Source organism: Crenothrix sp., assembly GCF_043729335.1.
Lineage (GTDB): Bacteria > Pseudomonadota > Gammaproteobacteria > Methylococcales > Methylomonadaceae > Crenothrix.
Map to the genome: position 1 here is coordinate 51,765 of NZ_JAYTLQ010000010.1, position 22,916 is coordinate 74,680.

A 22,916-nucleotide genomic window follows, 5' to 3' on the forward strand; every position below is an offset into this window, starting at 1 on the left:
GTTTTTATTAGCTGAATTTTCTATGTCAAAAAGCATTTTTGCCCGTCAAATGCTATCCATTTTATGGTCTTAAAATAAAGCTAAGCCCTTAAGGGTATTGAAATCGCATGAATCTCAGTGTTTGATATTTTGCGTAACTTCCCCACCCAATTCTGCATAAAATAATATTTTTAAAGACTATACGGCACACCATGAATGTTGTTTTAATTTTGTTGAACATATTATTAATCGGCAATCCTGGTTTTTTGGTGAGTTAACCAATATCTTCAGATTTTGATGTCGGTTATATTTACATTTATGTTAAATATAAAATTTTTAAGCTAATTAGAAAATAAAATATATAATTTTAACATCTTTGTTTTCAATCGCTTGGCAATATAACTTTCTAGTTTTTAAGAAATAATTTTAATGTGGATCGAAAATTGCTTTGCTATTTAGTTACTTGGGTCTTGTAAGCGTTTTTAGCATGTAGAATCCTAAATAAATAGGCGTCTGTTGTAAGCAATAAGCAAAACAGCGTGGTTAGTAAACTTATTAGGTGTGTTGATACCTTCTAAAAACTGCTCTAACAGGTAGTTTTGTTATTTGTTTGCATCTGTGTACCCTCATAACCTCACTTGGAGGATTAAAGCCTTGTTTAATAATATTCTGGTTGTCTGTGTGGGCAATATTTGTAGAAGCCCTATGGCTGAAGCATTGCTTAGACAAGCTTTGCACGAAGCGAATAAATCGGGTTATACCGTGAGTTCGGCAGGCTTGGGTGCGCTAGTTGATCATGCGCCGGACAAAATGGCATGTGGTCTTATGTTAAACAAAGGCATTGATATTTCAGGCTATAAAGCGTCACAAATTAATACCCTTCTGATTCGTAAGGCTGATCTTATCCTGGTAATGGAATCGGGGCATAAAAATGCGCTGGTAAATCAAGAGCCGAGTGCTCAAGGTAAGGTGTTCCGCTTGGGTGAATGGGGTGAGTTCGATATTCCAGATCCTTATCAAAAAGATTTGGCAGCATTTGAAAATGCCTTGCATCTAATCGAGCAAGGCGTGGCGCAGTGGATAAAAAAATTATAATTAAATCAATGTTATATTGATTATAACTCATTGTGCTGTCAAAAATAATTTACAAATAGTGTTATTAACCTGGAATATTTTATGCGAATTTGTGTGATCCTTTGGCTGATTGTATTAAGCCAATTAACAGCGTGTACGGTCATTCCTGGCATGCATATGAGTCCATTTTCTGTGCAGTCGCATGTAGAAGTACCTATTACGGAAAATAACAAAACAACGTTAAAAAAACTCAACATTAAGTTAATTACTGCCCAGCTTATTTTAGATTTAGAAAAGGATTTTAATAATCGCAGCTTAGGCAAAGATAACGTTGCCAATCATTATTTTGATTACCGGATTGGCTCTAAAACAGTAAAAGAAACTCCCATGCAAGAACCCTACTATCAATATATGGTAGGGCCTAGGGATATATTAACGATAACAGTATGGGAGCATCCCGAATTGACCATTCCGGCCGGTGAGTTTCGCTCTGCAGAAGCGTCGGGTACTCTTGTGGGGGAAGACGGCAGCTTTTATTATCCGTACGCCGGTATTATTAAAGCGGCAGGTAGAGCGGTTGAAGACATTCGTAACGAATTGGTGCGCAAGCTTTCTGCATTTATTGAGATGGTGCAATTAGATGTGCGCGTGGCAGGTTATAGGAGTCAACGGGTGTATGTGGTGGGTGAGGTAAAACAGCCAGGAATTCAAACGGTTAAAGATATTCCTTTAACTGTTTTAGAAGCCATTAATAATGCGGGCGGTGTTAATCCGGAAGCTGATTTACGCAATCTTACCTTAACCAGACAAGATAAATCTTACAGCATAAATTTACTGGCACTCTATGAGGGCGGTGATTTACGTCAGAATGTTTTATTGCAACATGGCGACGTTATTAACGTACCCGACAGCATGTTCAACAAAATTTTTGTGTTGGGTGATACAACTGTGGGCGGAGCGGGTGCCGGAAGAGGGCGCAGTGTCATGATGAATAAGGGACGTATGACCTTGGCCGAAGTACTCAGTGATGCAGGTGGCCTTAATCAGGATACCAGTGATCCTTCCAGAATTTTCGTGTTTAGAAGCGGTATTAACAAACCAGAAATATTCCATCTGGATGCAAAATCACCTGATGCTTTATTGCTGGCTGATAGATTTCCCATGCAGCCCCGTGATGTTGTTTATGTGGATCGTGCCGAAGGCATACGCTGGAACCAAATTATTGCGCAAATTCAACCGACTGTTTCATTGCTAAGTAGTTTCGGTACTATACAAATGAAGCCTTTTGAAGATACCAGCACCAGTGGCACTATTCCCTGTGTTCCAGGTTTCACTTGCCCGTGATGTGCTGTCTGTTGATTGTGCCGAAGGCATACACTGGAATCAAATTATTGTGCAAATTCAACAGACTGTCAGCTTTCTAAGTAGTTTCGGTGCTATACAAATGAAGCCTCTTGAAGATGCCAGCATCGGCACTTTTAATGGCAACATAAACAACGTTGGGTGTGTTCTTACGGTTACTTGTTAACTTGGTCGACCCACTAAAGCGAACATTGGGTAAGAATTGACCGCTCATCTACGCTTATGGATGGATGGGCATGTGTATGGCAAGGTTTAGGCTGAGTGAAATTAAGGTGTTATTTTAGCCAAAGAACATAACTATTAATCTATTTTAAGAATAGGCAACTAGAATGATAATTCAAGATTTATTATTAATGATGACTGGCGGCTGATGCTAAATAACACTAACGACAACACCCAAAATTCTGTCAATGATTTATCCCATCATCAAGAAGATGATGAGATTGATTTGGCTGATTTATTGGGTACTTTGCTGGATAATAAGTGGCTGATTATTACAGTGACTACAAGCGTGCTGTTAATAGGCTTGGCGAAAGCTTTTATTGATACCCCTATTTATAAAACCGATGCCATGCTGCAATTGCAAGAGCAATCAAAATCATCGTTGCTTGATGGCTTGGGCGATATGAGTGATGTGATGGAAACCAAAAAGCCGATTATGGCTGAAATTGAGTTGCTTAAATCACGCTTGATATTGGGTGAGACGGTTAAAAATCTTAAGTTAAATATTAGTGCCCAACCTAAATATTTTCCTAAGATTGGCGCTGCTATTGCCCGACGTTTTAAATCCAATGGCACAGAGGAATTTGCCCAACCTTTATTTGGACAGCCTCAATATGCTTGGGGCGGTGAAGAAATTCATGTGGATAATTTTACCGTGCCGGCCAGTTGGGAAGGCAAGGCATTAACGTTGGTGGCTGATAAACACGGTTATTTTCAACTTTTAAATGGATTGACTTTGGTGCTGGAAGGTCAGGTCAATAAACTTGTACAAAAGAAAGTGCCGGATGAGAAAGAGCCTGTCACGCTTTTTATATCCGTGTTAAAAGCCCGTCCCGGTACGCAATTTGTATTGATTCGCCAGTCGGATATTTCTGGTATTAACGCACTTAAAGGTATTGTTTCCGTAGCAGAAAAAGGCAAATCGACAGGCATTCTGGAGTTGACTGCAGAATCCGACAATCCGCAATTAGCGGTAAGGATTTTAAATGAAATTGCTAATATTTATGTTAAGCAAAATGTAGAAGACAAATCTACCGAAGCCCAAAAAACCTTAGAGTTTCTGGAACAGCAACTACCCAAGCTAAAAGAACAGCTGGAAGTATCAACCGCTACGTTAAATGATTTTAGAACCAGTAAAGGTTCGCTTGATCTGGAGCAAGAAACCCAGGGCGTGCTAACAGGCGTAGTGGAGTTACAAACTCAAACCACGCTGTTGCAACAAAAGCGCGATGAACTCCGCCAGCGTTTCACTGAATCTCACCCATCTGTAGTTGCCTTGGATAAGCAAATTGCACGATTAATGGAGCAGATGAAGGGATACGATAACAAAATAGAAACGTTACCGGAAACTCAAAAAGTTATCTTAAGGTTATCCAGAGATGTACAGGTTAATACTGAGTTATACACATCGCTATTAAATAGCGCACAAACCATAAGGGTCGCCAAAGCGGGCACTGTCGGGGATGTCAGGATTATCGACTATGCCGTGTTGCCAACCACACCGATAAAGCCGAAAAAAACCTTGATTGTTGCGGTTGCTTTTATCGTAGGTTTAATTTTGGGCATTGCTATTGCGTTAATTCGCAAAGCCATGCAACGCGGCGTAGAAGATCCTGATCTTATTGAAAAACAGCTGCATATTCCGGTTTATGCCACAGTGCCCTTTAGCGACACGCAAAAAAATCTGCGTAAACAATTTAAAAGTAAAGATCCTTCGCAATCCTATCGCCCCATTTTGCTGGCTGTAGAAAGCCCTGAGGATCTGGCGATTGAAAGTTTACGCAGCTTAAGAACTTCTTTGCATTTTGCGTTTTTAGAAGCACAAAACAACACCATCATGATTACCGGGCCACGACCTGAGATTGGTAAAAGCTTTATTGCGCTTAATCTTTCTATTGTATTGGCTAACGCAGGCAAAAAAATATTATTAATTGATGGCGATTTGCGTCGGGGTTATCTGCATAAAGAGCTGGGTGTGCGCAGGGAAAATGGTTTATCTGAACTGGTTTCACAATCCATTACCCTTCCTGAAATCATCCATAAAATACCAGGCGCTAATTTTGATTTTATCGCCACCGGCAAACTGCCGCCTAATCCTTCAGAAATATTGTTACATACTCGTTTTGCCAGTCTACTGGAAACGATCAGGAAGCAATATGATTACGTCATCATAGATTCACCGCCCATTTTAGCGGTTACCGACGCCACTATTATTGGTCGTCTTGCCGGTGCAACCCTGATGGTTGTTAGAGCCGGTATGCACCCCATGCGCGAAATTGAACAGGCAAATAAGCGCCTCATTCAGGGCGGTGTGCGTACAAAAGGTATTGTGTTTAATGGCATAGTGAAAACTTCTTCTGCTTACGGCACATACCGATACACCTATCAATATGATTATAAAAGCCGAAAACACTAACTCTTCTCCAATGAGTAATTTATGCACATCAGTTTCTTTTTAACCGCTTTTGCCGCAACATTTTTTCTTGTTGTCATTTTAAATCCGCTGGCGTGTAAAACAGGCTTGATGGATCATCCTGGGCATAGAAAGCACCATGCAGACCCGACGCCGCTTACCGGTGGTTTGGCGGTCTATCTGGCCATACTGGTTACGCTGTTTATTCATGATATTAATCTGCCCAACAAATCGGCTTATATTTTTTCTGCCACGATATTGGTGTGTATCGGTTTGGTAGATGATTACAAACCTGTCAGTTTTAAAGTCAGAATTCTGGCTCAGATTGCCGTGGGTTTATTGATGACTCAAATTGCTGATATAAAAATTGTTGATTTAGGCGATTTATGGAATTTTGGCAATTTTGAGCTGGGTAGTTTTGCCACTGCATTTACCATTTTTGCGTTGGTCGGGGGTATTAATGCGTTTAATATGGCTGACGGCATAGATGGCTTAGTCGGTGGTTTAACATTGATCGCGATTGGTACTGTCGCGGTATTAGCGTGGGTTTATGAAGATTGGATACTGTTCAATTACTGTATTATTTTTATTGCTGCCGTCATCGTTTTTCTGATATTTAATCTGAGGATTTTTGGCCAGGCCAGTACTAAAATATTTTTGGGTGATACCGGCAGCACGTTGTTTGGTTTTATTGTCTCGTTGTTATTAATTTATATCTCCCAGGGCGAAGATCGCCTGATTACCCCGGTAACAGTATTATGGGTGCTGGCCATACCGCTGATCGATTCGGTATCTACCATGGTGCGCCGTATCGCGAATGGGCGCTCACCGTTTTTTCCTGATCGGGAGCATTTTCATCATATTTTGCCCTTAACAGGATTAACCAATAAGCAAACATTGTTGGTTATTTTGGTAAGTTCTCTTGTACTCACCATTATTGGCATTACCGCAAGCTTAGTATTTCATGTCCCCGATGGCATATTGCTGGCCTTGTTTTTATGTGTTTTTACCGGTCACTATGTGGCTATGGGAAAAATTAATGAACGCGCAAAAAGAGAGCGCCGAAAAGTAGCCCCTTTACCCGCTGCCGTCATAACCGATAGAAGACAGGCAGAGAGACGGGTGTCAGGGCATAATACGGTTGTTATAAATGAGCGCAGAAGACATGATCGTCGAGTACACATCGTAGCGATTACTTTTGAGGACAGGCGCATAGGTGAAAGACGCGATGAAGAAAGATTAGCCGCGCCTGGATAGTTTTTAAAGCATTCAATAAACGAACTGAAGTTAAATGCTTATCCTTCGCAAAATTAATAACTAACTCCTTTACTGGTATATGAATAATCTCAAAAAAAATCAACAGCGCAAAGGTATTATTCTAGCAGGGGGGAGTGGTACACGGCTGTACCCTTTAACCCTTGCTGTCAGCAAGCAGCTGATGCCGATCTACGATAAGCCGATGATTTATTACCCCTTAAGTGTACTGATGCTGTCGGGTATCCGCGATATTTTGATTATTACCACGCCAGAAGATTCTGCTCAATTTCAGCAACTGCTGGCCGATGGCACGCAATGGGGTTTGAATATTCAATATGCTGTGCAGCCTAAACCTGAAGGACTGGCGCAAGCTTTTTTGATTGGAGCCGAATTTTTGGGTACAGCACCTGCGACGCTTATTCTAGGTGACAATATTTATTACGGCGAAGGCTTATCCAAGCGTTTGCAAGTGGTGGCGCAACAAGAAACGGGTGCTACGGTATTTGCTTATTACGTTAAAGATCCCGAGCGTTATGGTGTAGTAGATTTTGATGCTGAAGGAAAAGCCTTAAGCATTGAGGAAAAACCAGAGCATCCCCGTTCTAATTATGCGGTTACCGGTTTGTATTTTTATGACAATCAAATCGTTGATATGGCAAAAGAAGTGCGTCCTTCGGCACGTGGCGAATTAGAAATAACTACCCTTAACCAAATGTACTTAGAGCGCGGGTTGTTACAGGTAGAAATGCTTACCCGTGGCACAGCGTGGTTAGATACCGGTACCTATGCATCCCTTTTAGATGCGGCTAATTACGTGCGTGTTATTGAGGATCGCCAAGGTTTAAAGATTGCTTGTCCTGAAGAAATAGCCTGGCGCATGGGCTATATCGGCGCAGAGCAATTGCAAGCCTTAGCCGAGCCATTGAAGAAAAGCGGCTATGGGGATTATTTGATGGAATTGTTGGTATGAAGTTAATTGATACTCATATCCCTGATGTGAAAATCATCGAACCCAATATATTTGGGGATACACGCGGATTTTTTATGGAAACCTGGAGTGTGCAGGCCTTTGAATCATTAGGCTTGCATGCCACTTTTGTCCAAGACAATCACAGCCGTTCGCGCCAAGGTATATTGCGCGGTTTACATTATCAGCTTCAGCATCCACAGGGTAAGCTGGTGCGTGTGACTCACGGTAAAGTATTTGATGTGGCGGTAGATGTGCGTCGCAGCTCTGCAAGCTTCGGTCAATGGGTGGGTGTGGAGTTATCGGAGGATAATCCGCAAATGCTGTGGATTCCGCCTGGTTTTGCACATGGTTTTTATGTGATGAGTGAGTCAGTTGATTTTCTTTACAAATGTACTGATGTCTATGCGCCGGAACATGAGCGCAGTCTACAGTGGGATGATCCTACCCTCGCCATAAAATGGCCGTTAGTCAATGGTGAAACACCGCTGCTGTCGGCAAAAGATGCCCAGGCTGTAAGTTGGCAAGAGGCGGAGATGTTTGAATGACAGATCAAACCCATACCAGCACGCAATTACCCATTAAAGTTTTGCTTACTGGCGCCAATGGTCAGCTGGGCGCTGAGTTACAAGCCACATGCCCTGCACATATAGTGCTCATTGCTACTCACAGGGGCACACTGGATATTACCCAGCCCGAACAAGTTGCGTTAGCGCTGACAAGCCATCAGCCCGATGTCATTATTAATGCCGCTGCGTACACGGCTGTTGATAAGGCTGAAACTGATGTGCAAAACGCGTATGCGATTAATCATTTAGCGGTTAAAGCTTTGGCACAGGCGGTAACGTTGTGGAATAAAAATCAGCAGCGTAGTCTTTATTTGCTGCATATTTCTACGGACTTTGTCTTTGATGGCAAGCAATCTACGCCATACGCACCCACTGATGCTACCCATCCACAAGGTGTTTACGGGGAAAGCAAACTGGCCGGAGAAAAAGCACTACAAGAATATTGCCCAACCGCTGCCATAGTGCGCACCTCGTGGCTGTATTCGGCGTATGGCCATAACTTTGTTAAAACCATGTTGCGATTAATGGCTGAGCGTGATTCTCTAGGTGTAGTCGCAGAGCAAGTCGGTTCGCCCACTTGGACGCGCACATTATCCAATACCTTATGGCGATGGGTGGAGCAAAAACCGCAGGGTATTTTTCATTGTTCAGATAATGGCGTGGCAAGCTGGTATGATTTTGCTATTGCTATTCAAGAAGAGGCCTTTGCGTTGGGGCTGATCACAAAAACTATACCCATAACGCCTTTACAATCCAAACAATACCCTACACCTGCTTGCCGTCCGGCTTTTAGCGTGATGGATAAGCGCAGCACAGAACAACAGCTAGGTTATAGCTTGCCGCATTGGCGAAATAGCTTGCGTAAAATGCTGATGGAATTAAAACAACAGACGACAATACTATGACTCCACATTATCATCCTCACAATTTATTGGTCACAGGCGGCGCTGGTTTTATTGGCACGAATTTCGTTTATTATTGGTTACAGCAATATCCGGACACGCGTGTCGTCGTGTTAGATGCTTTGACTTACGCAGGCTGTTATGAAAATTTGTTGATGCTGGAAGGTAACAGTAGTTTTCGATTTGTTGAGGGTGATATTCTTGATCAAACCTTGGTAGAGCAATTACTACGCGATGAAAACATTGATACCCTGGTGCATTTTGCTGCCGAATCTCATGTTGACCGATCCATTTACGGGCCTGATGCATTTTTAAAGACCAATATTGACGGCACTCACAGCTTGTTGAAAGCCGCAAAAAAAGTATGGTTAGATGAAAAATCGGATTTTACACACCGGTTTCATCATGTGTCCACCGATGAGGTCTATGGCACATTGTCGGCAACTGATCCGGCTTTCACTGAAATAACGCCGTATGCGCCAAACTCACCTTATGCTGCCAGTAAAGCCGCTTCTGATCACGTGGTGCGGGCGTATCAACATACCTATGGACTGCAAACGACTACCAGTAATTGTTCTAATAACTATGGCCCCTATCAGTATCCGGAAAAGCTGATTCCGTTAGCGATTTCTAATTTGTTGCAAGGCAAAGCGGTGCCCATTTACGGGGATGGCCAACAAATTCGCGATTGGCTTTATGTCGATGATCATAATCGGGGAATTGATTTGATTATTCGTAGCGGCCGAGTAGGTGAAACCTATAATATTGGCGGTAACAACGAGCAAGCTAATCTGAGCTTAATTCACGAGTTATGTGCTTTGTTAGATGCGCGCTTTCCAGATTCTCAGCATGTGCCGCACAATCAACATATTACTTATGTTACCGACAGACCCGGGCACGATCGGCGTTATGCGATCGATAACAGCAAGATTTGCCGAGAACTTGGCTATGAACCAATCGAAACTTTTCAGTCGGGGCTTGCCAAGACGGTGGCTTGGTATTTGGAGCGGCCGGCGTTTTGGCAAGGTGATGTGAAATTATTTGGTGCGCATTAGTTAAATGGCATTGGGTTTATAAATAGCTTATACCCACTATACAATCTTAGCCCTTTGATTTATAGGTATTCCATGAAATTCCTTGACGTAAAAATTGATTTTGCTTTTAAGAAGGTTTTTGGCAGTGCCGACTCAAAAGATATTCTGATCAGTTTTTTAAATTCTGTGATTGAATTTGAAAATCATAGGACGATAAAAGATTTGACCATAGTCGATCCTTATAGCATCCCTTTGCTAAAAGGCATGAAGGACACCTATGTTGATGTAAAGGCTGAATTAAGTGATAAGAGCCGCGTTATTATAGAAATGCAGGTTTTAAATCATGAAGGCCTGGAAAAACGAATTCTCTACAACGCAGCAAAAAATTATTCAATACAACTTAAAAAGGGTGATGCTTATCATTTGTTAAATCCGGTGATTGCCCTAACTATCACTGACTTTACCCTGTTTAAAAATAGCGAAGAGTTAATTAATAATTTTAAGTTGATAGAAAAGAAGCAGTTTATTGAATACAGTGATGATATAGAATTGATATTTGTTGAGTTACCCAAGTTTATTAAAACTGAGGCAGAGCTTGAAACTATTCAGGATAAATGGCTTTACTTTATAAAAAATGCAGGCGATTTGGATTATATCCTAATAATCTTGACCAAGCACTGGAAAAAGCTTTTAACATCGCTAATGAAGCTAATTTGAGCGAGGAAGAATTAGAACTCCAGCATAAGAAAAAAGATTGGATTTATATTCAAAAAAGTTCGATAGAGTTTGCTACAAAAACAGGTTTGCAACAAGGACTGGAGCAGGGCTTAGAGCAAGGTTTGGAGCAAGGCTTAGAACAAGGTGAATGGAACGCAAAAATAAAAATGGTTTTAAATGCACATCAAATGGGTTTGCCTGTACAAACAATCTGTACATTGACCGGGCTTGGTGAGGATGAGGTAGTGTCTTTTTTACAGAAAAGCTAGATGCCAAAGAATATTGATGACTTTATTAATTCTTAAAGATAGGCTGAAGTTATTTTATTAATTTATTTGGCAAAAGGATCTGTATTATAGTTAACACAAGTGGCATTGAATATTTTTAAGGCATAGAAAAGGTTAAAAATGTCCCATATTTTTCAATCGAGACTGACTATTTTAATTTCATATTTGGATTAAATGTAATGACTTCACCGAATATAAAAAATGATTAACGCAAACAAACCAATTTATGTAACTCAACCTGTTTTACCACCATTGGAAGAGTTTATCCCCTATCTGCAAGAAATATGGGATACCAAAATACTCATCAATGATGGCTCATTCCATCAGCAATTAGAGCAAGCACTCCGTGATTATCTGGGTAAATGCACCACTCCTAAGCACATGCAAATGTCGCTGAATTAAAAGAGAGCTTAGAGGTAGAGAAATGAAACATGCAAATTTCGTATTCTTAAAAAGTGCATTGAGCACATTAGGCTCTCATCTTCAAACATCGCAGGTAGTAGACTGGATTAAAGAGCAAAATGAAGCCGTAAGCCTAAAAATTGAAAAAGTTGACTTCACAGATCTTGAACAATGGAACTTTGACTCTTTAGCAGGCTCTCTGCGCCATGAATCAGGCAGATTTTTTTCTATTGATGGCATTAGAACCAAAACAAACTGGGGGGGCGTGCCGGAATGGGATCAACCAATAATAAATCAACCTGAAGTAGGCTATCTTGGATTTATAACAAAAGAAATAGACGGTATATTGCATTTTTTAACACAGGCAAAGATTGAACCAGGTAATGTAAATTACGTTCAGCTTTCCCCAACACTTCAAGCTACACGAAGTAATTATAGTCAAGTACACAAAGGTAAGAAACCAGCGTATCTTGAATATTTCCAGCTAGCTGAGTCGAGTCAAATTCTTTTAGATCAATTGCAATCAGAACAAGGCGCTCGATTTCTAAAAAAACGTAATCGTAATATTATTATATTAGTTGATGTTGATATTCCAGTTTATGAAAATTTTATATGGCTAACTTTGGGCCAGCTAAAATCATTGATGCAATATGACAACATGGTAAATATGGATACGCGGACTGTAATTTCAGGAATATCCTATGGTAGCCTCAACGCAGAGATTATTGATTTTTTCAATTTCTTAGAGCAAAAAAAATCTGACACACTTAATACCTTGAAAAAAGCCTTCTTAAAATCAGTACTAATAGAAGATCGTGCCATCAATAGCCTTGAAAAAATCATAACTTTTTTGACATACTTAAAAAGCATTTATGATCTTGAGGTAACGAAAACTCCTTTAAGCAAATTAGTAGACTGGGAAATTACCGAGTCAGATATTCATCATAAAGATAATAAATTTTTCAAAATAATCGCTGTTAATGTCGAAATTGGAAATCGTGAAGTTGTAAAATGGAGTCAGCCAATGGTTGAACCGAGCCAAGAAGGTTTATGTGCATTTGTCTGTAAAGAAATTAATGGACTATTACATTTTGCAGTCCAGGCAAAACTTGAATGCGGGAACCACGATATAATAGAGTTTGCACCAACGGTTCAATGCCTCACAGGTAACTATAGATATACCTTGGAAGGCTCCTTGCCATTTTTAGAGTTCGTTTTATCTGCACCTTCCCAAAGCATCTATTTTGATACCTTACAGTCAGAAGAGGGTGGCCGATTTTTTAGAGAACAAAATAGGAATATGATTGTTATAGCGGGTGACGAAGTCACTATTGATTTGCCGCCAAATTTCATATGGATGACATTAAATCAATTGAATACTTTTTTGATGTTTAACAACTACTTAAATATTCAAGCTAGAAGTTTAATTGCTGCTATTTCGTTTATATAATACACATTAGAAAAATAATATGAGTACAAAGATAAATATTGGGATATTAGGGTGCGCAAATATTGCAGACAGATATGTTATTCCTGCGATAAATGAACTGAACGCAGAGTTCAACCTTGTTGGCGTAGCCAGTCGTCGCCAAGAGAAAGCTACTCAATTTTCTAATAAGTTTTCCACAATAGCGTTTTTTGACTACGATAGTTTACTCAATGTTTCAGGATTACATGCGGTTTATATTCCCTTGCCGAATCAGCTTCATTCAGAATGGATTGAAAAGGCCATAAGAAAGGGACTGCATGTTTTAGTTGAGAAATCACTAGCGTGTTCATATCAAGAAGTTACTATGCTTAATGAGCTCGCAAAGCAAAATCAGCTTGTTTTGCTTGAAAACTTCCAATTTCGTTTCCATAGTCAGCTTGCATATGTGCAAAATCTTGTTAAAGAAGGGTGTATAGGGGAATTACGCTGTGTTCGAAGTTCATTTGGATTCCCACCTTTCCTGGATGAAGAAAATATCCGCTATCAACAAGAATTGGGTGGTGGAGCATTGCTTGACGCAGGTGCTTACCCCATCAAGCTTTCCCAAATTTTTTTAGGTGAGAAAATACAAGTTCATGCCGCAAATTTATTTGTAGATCCACAGAAAGGTGTCGATATTTGGGGTGGGGCTTATCTAAAGCAGGATAACGGCTCTTTATTTTCTGAGATAGCATTCGGTTTTGATCATTATTATCAATGCAACTTAGAATTATGGGGTAGCGAAGGGAAAATTTACACAAATCGCATTTTTACCGCATCGCCAGGATTTCATCCAATCATTGAACTTGAGACTAGGCTGGGCAAAGAAACCATTCAACTTCAAAAAGATCACCATTTTAGAAACATGCTTATACATTTCTATAATTTAATCAACAAAAAAACAGAGACAGTGAACGAATATAGTCAAAATATTAATCAAGCAAGACTGATTACAGAATTAAGAACCAAAGCAGATGAGCAATAAACCAATTTACGTCACGCAACCTTCTCTAGCGCCACTAGATGAATATGTAGAATTGTTAAAAGGAGTTTGGGAGCGCGGAATCCTTACTCACAACGGGCCTCTAGTGCAGCGATTGGAAAAAGAGCTTTGTTCAAAACTGGACTTGAAGCAATTCGTAACCGTAACCAATGGTACTATTGCGATTCAAATGGCGATAAAGGCACTTGAGCTTAAAGGCGAAATCATTACTACCCCGTTTAGCTGGATAGCCACAATCAGTGCCATCAAATGGGAAGGGTGCACCCCCGTATTTTGCGATATAGAAAGAGATACTTTAAATATTGACCCTGCCAACATTGAAGCGCTCATAACGGATAAGACCGTTGCGGTAATGCCTGTACATGTTTTTGGAAATCCTTGTAATGTCGAAGCTATAAGCGCCATCGCAAAAAAACATAAGCTAAAAGTGATCTATGATGCAGCTCACGCCATAGGCTCAACTTATAATGACCAGAGCTTGTTAGCATTTGGTGACATATCAGCCACCAGTCTGCATGGCACTAAACTGCTGAATACCGCTGAAGGCGGTGGCTGTATCACATATGATCCAGAACTGTATGAAAAGCTAAAACGGATTCGTTTTTTCGGGCACGATGATCAAAAAGATATTGTAGACAACGGATTTAATGGCAAAATGACAGAAGTCCATGCCGCATTAGGCATCGCCAACCTAAAATATTTTGACGAAGTGCTAAATGATAGAAAGGAAAAATATTTTTACTATAAAGAAAAACTTTCAGAAAGAGAGAATTTCGCCTTTCAAAGTTTAAAATATGGCGAAACTAACTACTCCTATTTTCCAATTATATTCGAAACTGAAACCCACCTAATTAAGGTTGAAAAAGCTTTAAAAAGAGAAAATATAACGCCAAGAAGATATTTCTATCCGTCTTTGAACACCTATAAAGAGGTTGTTGATTACGTTTTCATGCCGGTTTCAGAAGATATTTCTCAAAGGATATTGTGCTTGCCGTTGTACTTCAAATTGACTTACCAAGACATGGATAGAATTATCAATGTAATACTTAATTTAGGCTACTAGCAACACTGTGATGAGTCCATAGGTCACGAATGAAATAATCAATTATTGCGAGAAAATAATATGGCTTGGTTAACGAATGAACAGTTAATAGAAATGGGCTTTGCAAGTTTTGGAAAGAGTGTGATGCTTTCTGATAAAGCATCTTATTACAACTGCAAGAACATTCGCCTAGGCAGCAACGTAAGAATTGATGACTTTTGTGTGTTGTCTGCAGGATACGGTGGCATAGATATTGGTAATTATATTCATATTGCGGTGTTCTCATCGTTAATCGGTGCGGGAAATATTAAACTCGCCGATTTTTCGAACATTTCTTCGAGAGTTTCTATTTATAGTAGCAATGATGATTACAGTGGTGCAACTATGACTAATCCTACTATTCCCGCCGAATTTACAAACGTACACCATGCAGATGTCAATATTGGCCGACACGCCATTATTGGTGCGGGTACTATTATTTTGCCCGGTGTGACCTTGGAAGAAGCTGTGGCTGTGGGTGCGCTGAGCTTGGTGAAAAAAGACTGTCAAGCCTTTGGTATTTATATAGGCTCACCTGTAGAAAGGATTGCTGAAAGGAAGCAGGATTTGTTGGAATTGGAAAAGAAATTTACTAATTCCAGAGAAAGTGTGTGATCTTAAAAGTCAAAATTATTAGGGTCGGCAAAGTGACGCTAAAGTCGCGTGCCTTATCAGCCACAGTCTGGAGTGGCGCAGATATTTTCATGCGGCAGGGTCTACAGTTCGGTGTTTCAATTGCTCTTGCGCGTCTACTCAGCCCTGAGGAATTTGGAACTGTTGCTCTACTTTATTTATTTACAGACATCGCAGGTGCTTTTGTAGACAGTGGTTTTTCGTCTGCTTTGGTTCAGCGTCAAGAGATAACACATACTGATGAATCTACAGTGTTTTGGTTTAATCTCGTTATGGGAGAGTTGGTTGCTCTAGGATTGTGTGCAGCGGCACCAGTGATTGCTACTTTTTTTGCAATACCCATTTTGCAACCGTTAACAGCGTTATTGGCATTGAATATTTTCTTGAGTGCCTTGGGTTCTATTCACGGTACGCTGCTAACAAAACGTTTGGATTTTCGTAGGCAGATGGAAATTGGTGGTTTTGCTTCACTCATTTCCGGTGCGATTGCCATAGTTATGGCATGGCATGGTTACGGCGTTTGGGCATTAGTGGCACAAACATTAGCCTCAACCATGGTAACGACGCTTTTATTGTGGTGCTATAGCTCATGGCGACCTGCGATAGTGTTTAGCAGAAAATCAGTGCGGCAGCTATTTGGCTTTGGTGGTTATATGCTGGCATCTGGTTTACTGGATATTACTTATAGCCGTGCGTATACCTTATTGATTGGCAGTTTTTTTGGCGTCCGAGAGCTGGGATTTTATAATCGTGCCGATGGCACCAAGCAATTGCCCGTAGGGGTGTTGACGAGCATTTTGGCGCGAGTTTCCTTACCTATTTTTTCTACCGCAGCCCATGATAAAGCGCAATTGCGTCGTGGGGTGCAGCTGGCATTACGTGGAATGATGTTGATTAATGTGCCTATGATGCTAGGGTTAGCAGCCACAGCTGAATCCTTTGTCTTAACCTTATTTGGTGTTAAGTGGTTACCTTCCGTGCCTTTACTACAGGTATTATGTTTGGGTGCTGTATTTTGGCCTTTGCACGTCATTAATCTCAATGTGTTGATGGCACAAGGGCATTCGCATTTATTTTTTCGGCTAGAAGTAGTTAAAAAGCTGTTGGGCTTTGCCTTGCTAGTCGCGGGCGCTTTTTATGGTGTCATGGGGATAGCGTGGAGTCAGGTTGTTTTTGGGATTTTGGCATTTGCCATTAATGCCTATTACAGCAAATTTTTTCTTGATTATGGGGTATTTGCCCAAACATGCGACTTTTTGGCGATATTATTTATTTCCATATTCATGGCTGTGTTCGTGTATTGTGCAAGCACACAAGTGCATTTATTAGCTGCTGTTCAATTACTGGCATTAATACTAACTGGGCTAATTATTTTTGTAGGACTTGCCCGTGTTTTTCGCTTAACTGCTCTACGCGATGTTATTAGCTTGTTCCAGCATCGCAAAGACAATTTAACTGCTTCTTAAAATACCATGGATGATAAAACTTTGGTAACATTTGATGCAAACGAGAAAGGGTGGATTGAAATTAGTGCTCCATCACGCTTTGCTGAAAAACCAGTAGTTAGCGTTTCTATGATTACCTATAACCATAAAAATTATATTGAAGAAGCGATCAATGGGGTATTAATGCAGGAAACTGATTTTGAAGTGGAATTAGTAATTTCCAATGATAACTCACCTGATCAAACAGATGCGATAATACAACGTATACTTAAAGAGCACCCTAAAAGCCATTGGATAAAATATATAAAACACGAAAAAAACATCGGCATGATGCCAAATTTAATTGATAACTTGCAACGATGCACTGGAGAATATATCGCTATTTGCGAAGGGGATGATTATTGGACTGATCCATTAAAATTACAATTTCAAATTGATGAAATGAAAAAAAATCCAAATTGTGATTTATGTTTCCATCCTGCGGAGATTATTTCTGGCTTATTAAAGACAGCTAATATCACAGCATTTCATTCAACAGAGAATAAAATTTTTACTGCATCCGAAATTATTACAGGAGATGGTGGTTTTTGCCCTAGTCCATCCTTATTAATTAAAAAAACCATTATAAGTCCTATACCGGATTTTTTAAATAATGCACCTGTTGGGGATTACTTTTTACAGATATTGGGAGCAATTAATGGCGGGGCATTATATTTAAGTAAAGTGATGTCAGCATATAGAATAAATATAAATGAATCATGGACTTCAAGTATCAGCGATATATCAAAAAAAAGACAGTTTTTTGATAAATTTATTCCCTCGTTAAATGATCTTAATTTTTTCTTAAAAAGAGCTTATCAAGAGGAAATTTATTTTATGTTGGATCAACAATATTATTATATGTCACTGGATTACCTGGATAGCAAGTTATATGAGGAGCATGATAAATTGTTCAAAGAGTATTTTACCAAATACTCAAAAATACATCTTAGGATGAGAGTTTTGTATGTTATTGGTCTATCGATTAAAAGCTCATCAATTAGTTATAAATTAGATAATATTGTTTTTAATGTTTTTAATGAAACTCCATTTATTATCAGGCTTTATAGGAAAATAAAAAAATATATTATTACATGATTTTTAAATTTATCTATTTCATAAAAATTCAATAATTGAAATTTTTATGAAATAGATAAGCTATAAACCCGAGATTGATAAAATGAGATATCGTGTTAAACCTATGATAATTTGTACCTGTACTGGTTTGATTGATAGTTACTTATGTTTAACTTACCTATTTGATCTGTAATAAAAAATTAATTTTATGTATTCCGAACTTCTAAGCAAAATTAGAAAAAATTATGCATAGTATGTTAATGGCATGACAAAGGTTTCCATAATCATTCCTTGCTACAACCGCGAGAAATATATAGATGCTGCGATCAATAGTGCCTTACAACAAACGCATGCTAATACTGAAGTGATTGTTGTTGATGATGGCTCGACAGATGATTCATGGGCTTCTATTCAGTCATTCGGAACGCAGATAAAATCTGTACGAATTCCAAACGGGGGGGTAAGTGGGGCACGTAATATCGGGCTAGGAATGGCAGATGGAGAGTTTGTCCAGTTTTTAGACTCGGATGATTTATTAGCTGTAGATGGGCTAACCCATCAAATCGATTTTGCTAAAACGTTACCTTGCAACCAGATTCTGGTGGGTCGAACAACAGAATTTTCCGAGGGTAATGAGAAAGCCAAACTGGACCGATACAATGTAAATAATGTACAAGTGTGTGGCAATCTAGGGGCTACACATCTGGTTGCAGGTGTGTTTTCTTGTGGGTTATGCCTTTATCCAAGAACTATTTTGAATAGCATCGGCGGTTTTCGTACCGATATTAGAATCGGTGAAGATTACGAACTAAACTTTCGACTCTTCAAAAGTGGCGTACACTTCGTTTATTCAGGTCATAATGTTATTGAAGTGCGTCACCATAATGAACCTCGGTTAAGCTGCAATTTTATGGATAATGACCATAAAAAACTGCTATCAATTATGACGAGCTGCTCAGATTTTTTGATAGGAGAGCATAAGGGCACAGATCGTGAGGAAGCCTTATTAACACTTGCTTGTTGGGCTTGGTCAATAGGCAGGGAGACCGCACGTAATAAAAGCTACTTATGCGCTCGTGAATATTTCCAGTTTGCCCGGTCGATTAGTACCCGTTCGTTACTTTATAGGTCGCAAAAGATAGGTTTTCTTTACTGGTTTTTAGCTCCTGTCGAAACAGAAAAACTAGTTGAAGGGTTTAAAAAGTTAAAGCATAGCTTATTCAGTTAGTCATAGTATTGATCGCTACTCATTAAAGATTGTTGAAACAGAACTATAGGGAAGCGTATAAATTTAGTATGGATTTAGTTAAAAATATTTTAAGGAATGTAAAGCATGAAAGATTATAGAGCTAAACTTTACTCAAAATACAATTCATCTATTTATGCTGTAGATGGCAAAAACTCCTTTGACTTAAAATCATCAGAAGAAGATATTGAATACGAATATTCTGAATTTTTGCCCAAAGAAAAAAAGGCGGCAATATTGGATGTTGGCTGCGGCATGGGGCATTTTGTCAGTTATATGCAGAGTAGGGGATTTGAAAATGTTACCGGCGTAGACCGCAGTGCGGAACAAGTAGAATGCTGTCTGGCGGCTGGGCTTCCGGTTGTGAAAATTGATGATGTATTCGAATATTTGCAGTCACGAAGTAATTCGTTTGATTTGATCATGATGAGCGATGTGTTAGAGCACTTTGATAAAAATGAAGTATTGCAAGTTCTAGAAGACTTAAAAAATGCCTTAACTGCTAACGGGGTTTTAGTATTGCGGGTTCCAAATATGTCGAGTATATATGGATTGCATAATCGTTACATAGATTTTACGCACGAAGTGGGCTTCACTGAATCTAGCCTAAATCAGGTGCTTATATGTACGGGATTTAATAAGATCTACATGAGAGCAAATAAAATCCCTTTTGGTTTTACACCCAAGCGATTGGCAAGATGGATTCTGTTTTGGTTGTGGCGCAAAATTTTAGACTTTATTTTCTTAATTGAAGTAGGCGAAGATAAGCCACGGCTATATGGAAAAACTTTGATTGCTGTCGCTTCGAGGTAAGTGGGGTAATGAAGTCTTTAGGAAATTTAACTAAGAATATCCGCATTCTTTGCGTAATCGAAACTTTAGGATTTGGTGGCGGTGCAGAACAACTGGTTTTTTCTCTGGCACCTGCCTTGAGAGAGTTAAATGTTGATGTTGAGTTTATCGATCTTTTTTCTTGGCACGATGACATGGGTGTTGACTTGGAAAACATGGGTTTTCGGGTTCACAGACTAAATATAAGCCATCGTTGGTCATTGTTTGAGGGCTTACTAAAGCTTCACAACATTGTGACCAGAAATCAGTTTGATGTTCTTTGGGGGCACTTATATTTTGGCAATCTATATGTCCAGCTTGCGAAGCTGCTATTTAGCAATATTCCAAGCATTATTACGCTTCACTCTTACGGATACAATAATGATCCGCCTAAGTCAGTGCCCGCTAAAATTAAAACCTACGTGGAAGGTTGGTTGGGTTCAAAAGCCAATTTGAGGGTAGGGGTTTCTCATGCTGTAGCCAAGGACTATGCGGCTTATTTTGGCTGGAATGATGTGCAAGTTGTCTACAATGGTGTGCCGACATTAAATATTCCAACCCAATTGGCCACTGCTGATCGCACTTTACTTCGGACAAGCCATGGCGTTGATGAGGCTGATTTTTTGATTGTTGTTCCCGCACGACTGGTTAGACAAAAAGGCCATATTTACTTGTTAAGGGCACTTGAGATTTTGAAGGCTAAAGATATTCGGCTTCCCAAAGTAATTTTTATTGGTGTAAAAGGGGGGGATTCCTTTAGTATTCAATTGTTCATTGATGATCATCAATTTGAATCAGTAGTGAGCATAAAAGAACCTTTGCCACATCCTGATTTATTAAGGCTCATGTTAGCATCTGACGTGGTTATTCTGCCATCATTGCGAGAACCGTTCGGGATTGCTGCTGCTGAGGCCATGACGACCGGTAAACCAGTGATATTGACCAAGGTTGATGGTTTTATTGAGTTAGTGGGTGACAGTGAAGGAGCACTTATGGTGCAATCAGAAAGTGCCGAGGAATTGGCGGATGCCATTCAGCGGCTTATGATGAATTTTAAATTTGCAGAAGAATTAGGGGCTAAGGGTAGGCAAAGAATTATAGATAATTTTGATATTCATCATTGTGCCAGTGCGTGGTGTTATCAATTCTTAAGCGTGATTAATCATTAATTAAACATACATACGTATCCTAAATATAGGGGGCATCAATGAGTAAATTTAATGAACCAAAAATTGACAATCTTAATGTCTATACAAACAGTAAAACAGTAGAGTATTACGACCAGCTGACTGGTTTGGAGCCGTGTGAAAACTATGTGTTTTCAAAATATATAGCACCTAATATAGAAGTTCTTGACATTGGCGTAGGTGGCGGTAGAACTACCCCTTATCTTTCGTCAGATAATCGGCAATACAGTGGTGTTGATTATTCCTCTGCAATGACGGAGGTGTGCCGTAAAAAATTTCCTGCCTTGTCCTTTCACACACTGGATGCTTCTGATCTGTCTTTTTTTGAAAATAGTAAATTTGATGCTGTGGTGTTCTCGTTCAATGGGATTGATTGCCTTTATCCCGATGAGCAACGTATGAAGTGCCTGGAGCAAATCAATGGAGTGCTTAAAGCGGACGGGATGTTCATTTTTTCTGTTCATAATGCCAGAGCTTTCCTTATCCGCCCTCAACTGGATTCAGTGGATATAGCCAGGAAAATATGGCGATTGCTGAGAACCACAAAAAGCTTTCCGCTACTTTTTAGGCAGCTTTGTCGGAAAGCATTTTATAAGGGCGTGGGATATATAATCGATCCTATTCATGGAGGGCATTTAATGCATACATCAATTCCCCAATTCGTCAAGGAAGAACTGGCTAAAGCTAATTTCCGGGTGTTAGAAGTTGTAAGCAGTAATTATCCAGTACATTCCGGCGAATATACTTCGCCTTGGTATTATTATGTTGCTCAAAAACAGTGAGCCTGGACTTTTGAATGTCATCCACTCACACCTATAAATCCATATTTTTAGAGCCCGACTGGGCTCATCAAAAATACTATGGATGGGAAGTCATCGTTTCTGGCGATGGCATTTGTGTTCTATTAAAGAAATATGCATTCATCAAAAGATATTTGGTTTTGTCGCAACTGGATAGTGTGCAATTGCGCCAGGAACTATTAAAATTGAAAATTTTTGGTTTTTTTTCGATAGTTACTATCAAAGATTTCTTAAATCCACCTCAAGATAACGGTGCAGAGATTTTGGTAGAGGGTTTGCGCATACCCAAGACAAATGATACTGAGCAATTGCTGAATAGATATACTTTTGTTGTTGACCTCACCCAGGAGCCTGAAAAGCTTTGGTCAAATATGAACTCGCACACTAAGCGCTTGTGTCACAAATCCAGTGTTTCGGGTGTCGTTGTGGAGTGTGTGGCATCGCCCAGCGATGAGCTTTTAAGTCTTTTTTTTGAGCGTTATGCAAAAATGGCTAATGAGCGATCATTAGCCATTCCCGATGCCAAACTTATTGGGAAAATGTTTAACGAAGGCCGCTTGACGATGTATTACGTGCGAAATGAAAGTGAGGTTTGCTCAATTGTGCTTGTCTATTCGGCGGGTCTAAAATCAATTTTTCTTTATGGTGTAGCGGGTAAACAGAAAAATGATGGCTCGGGTCAGTTTTTGCATTGGAAAATAATTGAACATTTAAAATTATCAGGCCAGCATTGGTATGACTTGGGAGGTATACCGAAAGTTGATGATTCGAATGGAATATATCGTTTCAAAAAAGGTTTTGGGGGTGAGGTTTTTGATTTGGGCTGTGAATATTTTTATTGCCATAGCGCATTATTGTTTGCCAAGCGTATGTACAAAAAATTTCGACTAGCGTTTTAATATTATGCTTAATTTACATCGG

Annotated in this window: 23 protein-coding genes; all 23 read left to right on the forward strand. The window is 39.6% G+C overall.

The features are described from left to right. Nucleotides 1-633 precede the first annotated feature (633 nt). The 23 genes from ACHZC4_RS03175 to ACHZC4_RS03285 all read left to right on the forward strand — a co-directional run bounded on the left by ACHZC4_RS03175 (nucleotide 634) and on the right by ACHZC4_RS03285 (nucleotide 22,894). Nucleotides 634-1,074: a low molecular weight protein-tyrosine-phosphatase gene (locus ACHZC4_RS03175; RefSeq protein ID WP_394752332.1), complete on the forward strand. Its 441-nt coding sequence runs from the start codon at nucleotides 634-636 to the stop codon at nucleotides 1,072-1,074. A gap of 81 nt (nucleotides 1,075-1,155) precedes the next feature. Continuing rightward, nucleotides 1,156-2,397, forward strand: a complete 1,242-nt coding sequence (locus ACHZC4_RS03180; protein WP_394752334.1) for a polysaccharide biosynthesis/export family protein — start codon at nucleotides 1,156-1,158, stop codon at nucleotides 2,395-2,397. Then, nucleotides 2,357-2,581, forward strand: a complete 225-nt coding sequence (locus ACHZC4_RS03185) for a hypothetical protein (protein ID WP_394752335.1) — start codon at nucleotides 2,357-2,359, stop codon at nucleotides 2,579-2,581. Before ACHZC4_RS03180 ends, ACHZC4_RS03185 begins: the two co-directional genes overlap by 41 nt. 204 nt (nucleotides 2,582-2,785) lie before the next feature. Continuing rightward, nucleotides 2,786-5,053, forward strand: coding sequence for a polysaccharide biosynthesis tyrosine autokinase (locus tag ACHZC4_RS03190; RefSeq protein WP_394752336.1), 2,268 nt, complete (start codon nucleotides 2,786-2,788; stop codon nucleotides 5,051-5,053). 21 nt (nucleotides 5,054-5,074) lie between these two features. Further along, a complete protein-coding gene (locus ACHZC4_RS03195; protein ID WP_394752337.1) occupies nucleotides 5,075-6,307 on the forward strand; it encodes a hypothetical protein in 1,233 nt (410 codons plus the stop codon). A 79-nt stretch (nucleotides 6,308-6,386) separates the two neighbouring features. After that, a complete protein-coding gene (gene rfbA / locus ACHZC4_RS03200) occupies nucleotides 6,387-7,277 on the forward strand; it encodes a glucose-1-phosphate thymidylyltransferase RfbA (RefSeq protein WP_394752338.1) in 891 nt (296 codons plus the stop codon). Then, nucleotides 7,274-7,822 (forward strand): dTDP-4-dehydrorhamnose 3,5-epimerase, encoded by a 549-nt coding sequence (gene rfbC, locus ACHZC4_RS03205; RefSeq protein ID WP_394752339.1) that lies wholly within the window; start codon nucleotides 7,274-7,276, stop codon nucleotides 7,820-7,822. Before rfbA ends, rfbC begins: the two co-directional genes overlap by 4 nt. Beyond that, nucleotides 7,819-8,748, forward strand: a complete 930-nt coding sequence (gene rfbD, locus ACHZC4_RS03210; RefSeq protein WP_394752340.1) for a dTDP-4-dehydrorhamnose reductase — start codon at nucleotides 7,819-7,821, stop codon at nucleotides 8,746-8,748. The genes rfbC and rfbD overlap by 4 nt, the downstream gene beginning before the upstream one ends. Further along, a complete protein-coding gene (gene rfbB, locus ACHZC4_RS03215) occupies nucleotides 8,745-9,800 on the forward strand; it encodes a dTDP-glucose 4,6-dehydratase (protein ID WP_394752341.1) in 1,056 nt (351 codons plus the stop codon). Before rfbD ends, rfbB begins: the two co-directional genes overlap by 4 nt. Nucleotides 9,801-9,872: 72 nt before the next feature. Beyond that, entirely contained in the window at nucleotides 9,873-10,496 is a 624-nt protein-coding gene (locus ACHZC4_RS03220) for an Rpn family recombination-promoting nuclease/putative transposase (protein ID WP_394752342.1), read from the forward strand. Continuing rightward, entirely contained in the window at nucleotides 10,493-10,765 is a 273-nt protein-coding gene (locus ACHZC4_RS03225) for a hypothetical protein (protein ID WP_394752343.1), read from the forward strand. Before ACHZC4_RS03220 ends, ACHZC4_RS03225 begins: the two co-directional genes overlap by 4 nt. A gap of 219 nt (nucleotides 10,766-10,984) precedes the next feature. Continuing rightward, nucleotides 10,985-11,185 carry a hypothetical protein gene (locus ACHZC4_RS03230; RefSeq protein ID WP_394752344.1) on the forward strand — a complete coding sequence of 67 codons (201 nt, stop codon included), beginning with the start codon at nucleotides 10,985-10,987 and terminating at the stop codon, nucleotides 11,183-11,185. A gap of 22 nt (nucleotides 11,186-11,207) precedes the next feature. After that, complete coding sequence (locus ACHZC4_RS03235; protein WP_394752345.1) at nucleotides 11,208-12,635, forward strand: NDP-hexose 2,3-dehydratase family protein; 1,428 nt, start codon at nucleotides 11,208-11,210, stop codon at nucleotides 12,633-12,635. Between the two features lie 19 nt (nucleotides 12,636-12,654). Continuing rightward, a complete protein-coding gene (locus tag ACHZC4_RS03240) occupies nucleotides 12,655-13,638 on the forward strand; it encodes a Gfo/Idh/MocA family protein (protein ID WP_394752346.1) in 984 nt (327 codons plus the stop codon). After that, nucleotides 13,628-14,719: a DegT/DnrJ/EryC1/StrS family aminotransferase gene (locus ACHZC4_RS03245; RefSeq protein ID WP_394752347.1), complete on the forward strand. Its 1,092-nt coding sequence runs from the start codon at nucleotides 13,628-13,630 to the stop codon at nucleotides 14,717-14,719. Before ACHZC4_RS03240 ends, ACHZC4_RS03245 begins: the two co-directional genes overlap by 11 nt. 60 nt (nucleotides 14,720-14,779) lie before the next feature. Continuing rightward, nucleotides 14,780-15,352 carry an acyltransferase gene (locus tag ACHZC4_RS03250; protein ID WP_394752348.1) on the forward strand — a complete coding sequence of 191 codons (573 nt, stop codon included), beginning with the start codon at nucleotides 14,780-14,782 and terminating at the stop codon, nucleotides 15,350-15,352. Then, the gene (locus tag ACHZC4_RS03255) at nucleotides 15,349-16,836 is read left to right on the forward strand and encodes a lipopolysaccharide biosynthesis protein (protein ID WP_394752349.1); all 1,488 of its coding nucleotides are present in this window, start codon (nucleotides 15,349-15,351) and stop codon (nucleotides 16,834-16,836) included. The genes ACHZC4_RS03250 and ACHZC4_RS03255 overlap by 4 nt, the downstream gene beginning before the upstream one ends. 6 nt (nucleotides 16,837-16,842) lie before the next feature. Beyond that, on the forward strand, nucleotides 16,843-17,952 hold the full coding sequence (locus ACHZC4_RS03260) for a glycosyltransferase family 2 protein (RefSeq protein WP_394752350.1): 1,110 nt from the start codon (nucleotides 16,843-16,845) through the stop codon (nucleotides 17,950-17,952). 244 nt (nucleotides 17,953-18,196) lie between these two features. Beyond that, nucleotides 18,197-19,159, forward strand: a complete 963-nt coding sequence (locus tag ACHZC4_RS03265; protein ID WP_394752352.1) for a glycosyltransferase family 2 protein — start codon at nucleotides 18,197-18,199, stop codon at nucleotides 19,157-19,159. Between the two features lie 105 nt (nucleotides 19,160-19,264). Then, complete coding sequence (locus tag ACHZC4_RS03270; protein ID WP_394752353.1) at nucleotides 19,265-19,990, forward strand: class I SAM-dependent methyltransferase; 726 nt, start codon at nucleotides 19,265-19,267, stop codon at nucleotides 19,988-19,990. Between the two features lie 8 nt (nucleotides 19,991-19,998). Next, nucleotides 19,999-21,177, forward strand: coding sequence for a glycosyltransferase family 4 protein (locus ACHZC4_RS03275; protein ID WP_394752354.1), 1,179 nt, complete (start codon nucleotides 19,999-20,001; stop codon nucleotides 21,175-21,177). A 38-nt stretch (nucleotides 21,178-21,215) separates the two neighbouring features. Next, nucleotides 21,216-21,977 (forward strand): class I SAM-dependent methyltransferase, encoded by a 762-nt coding sequence (locus tag ACHZC4_RS03280; RefSeq protein ID WP_394752355.1) that lies wholly within the window; start codon nucleotides 21,216-21,218, stop codon nucleotides 21,975-21,977. A 14-nt stretch (nucleotides 21,978-21,991) separates the two neighbouring features. Further along, nucleotides 21,992-22,894, forward strand: a complete 903-nt coding sequence (locus tag ACHZC4_RS03285; RefSeq protein ID WP_394752356.1) for a peptidoglycan bridge formation glycyltransferase FemA/FemB family protein — start codon at nucleotides 21,992-21,994, stop codon at nucleotides 22,892-22,894. Nucleotides 22,895-22,916 lie beyond the last annotated feature (22 nt).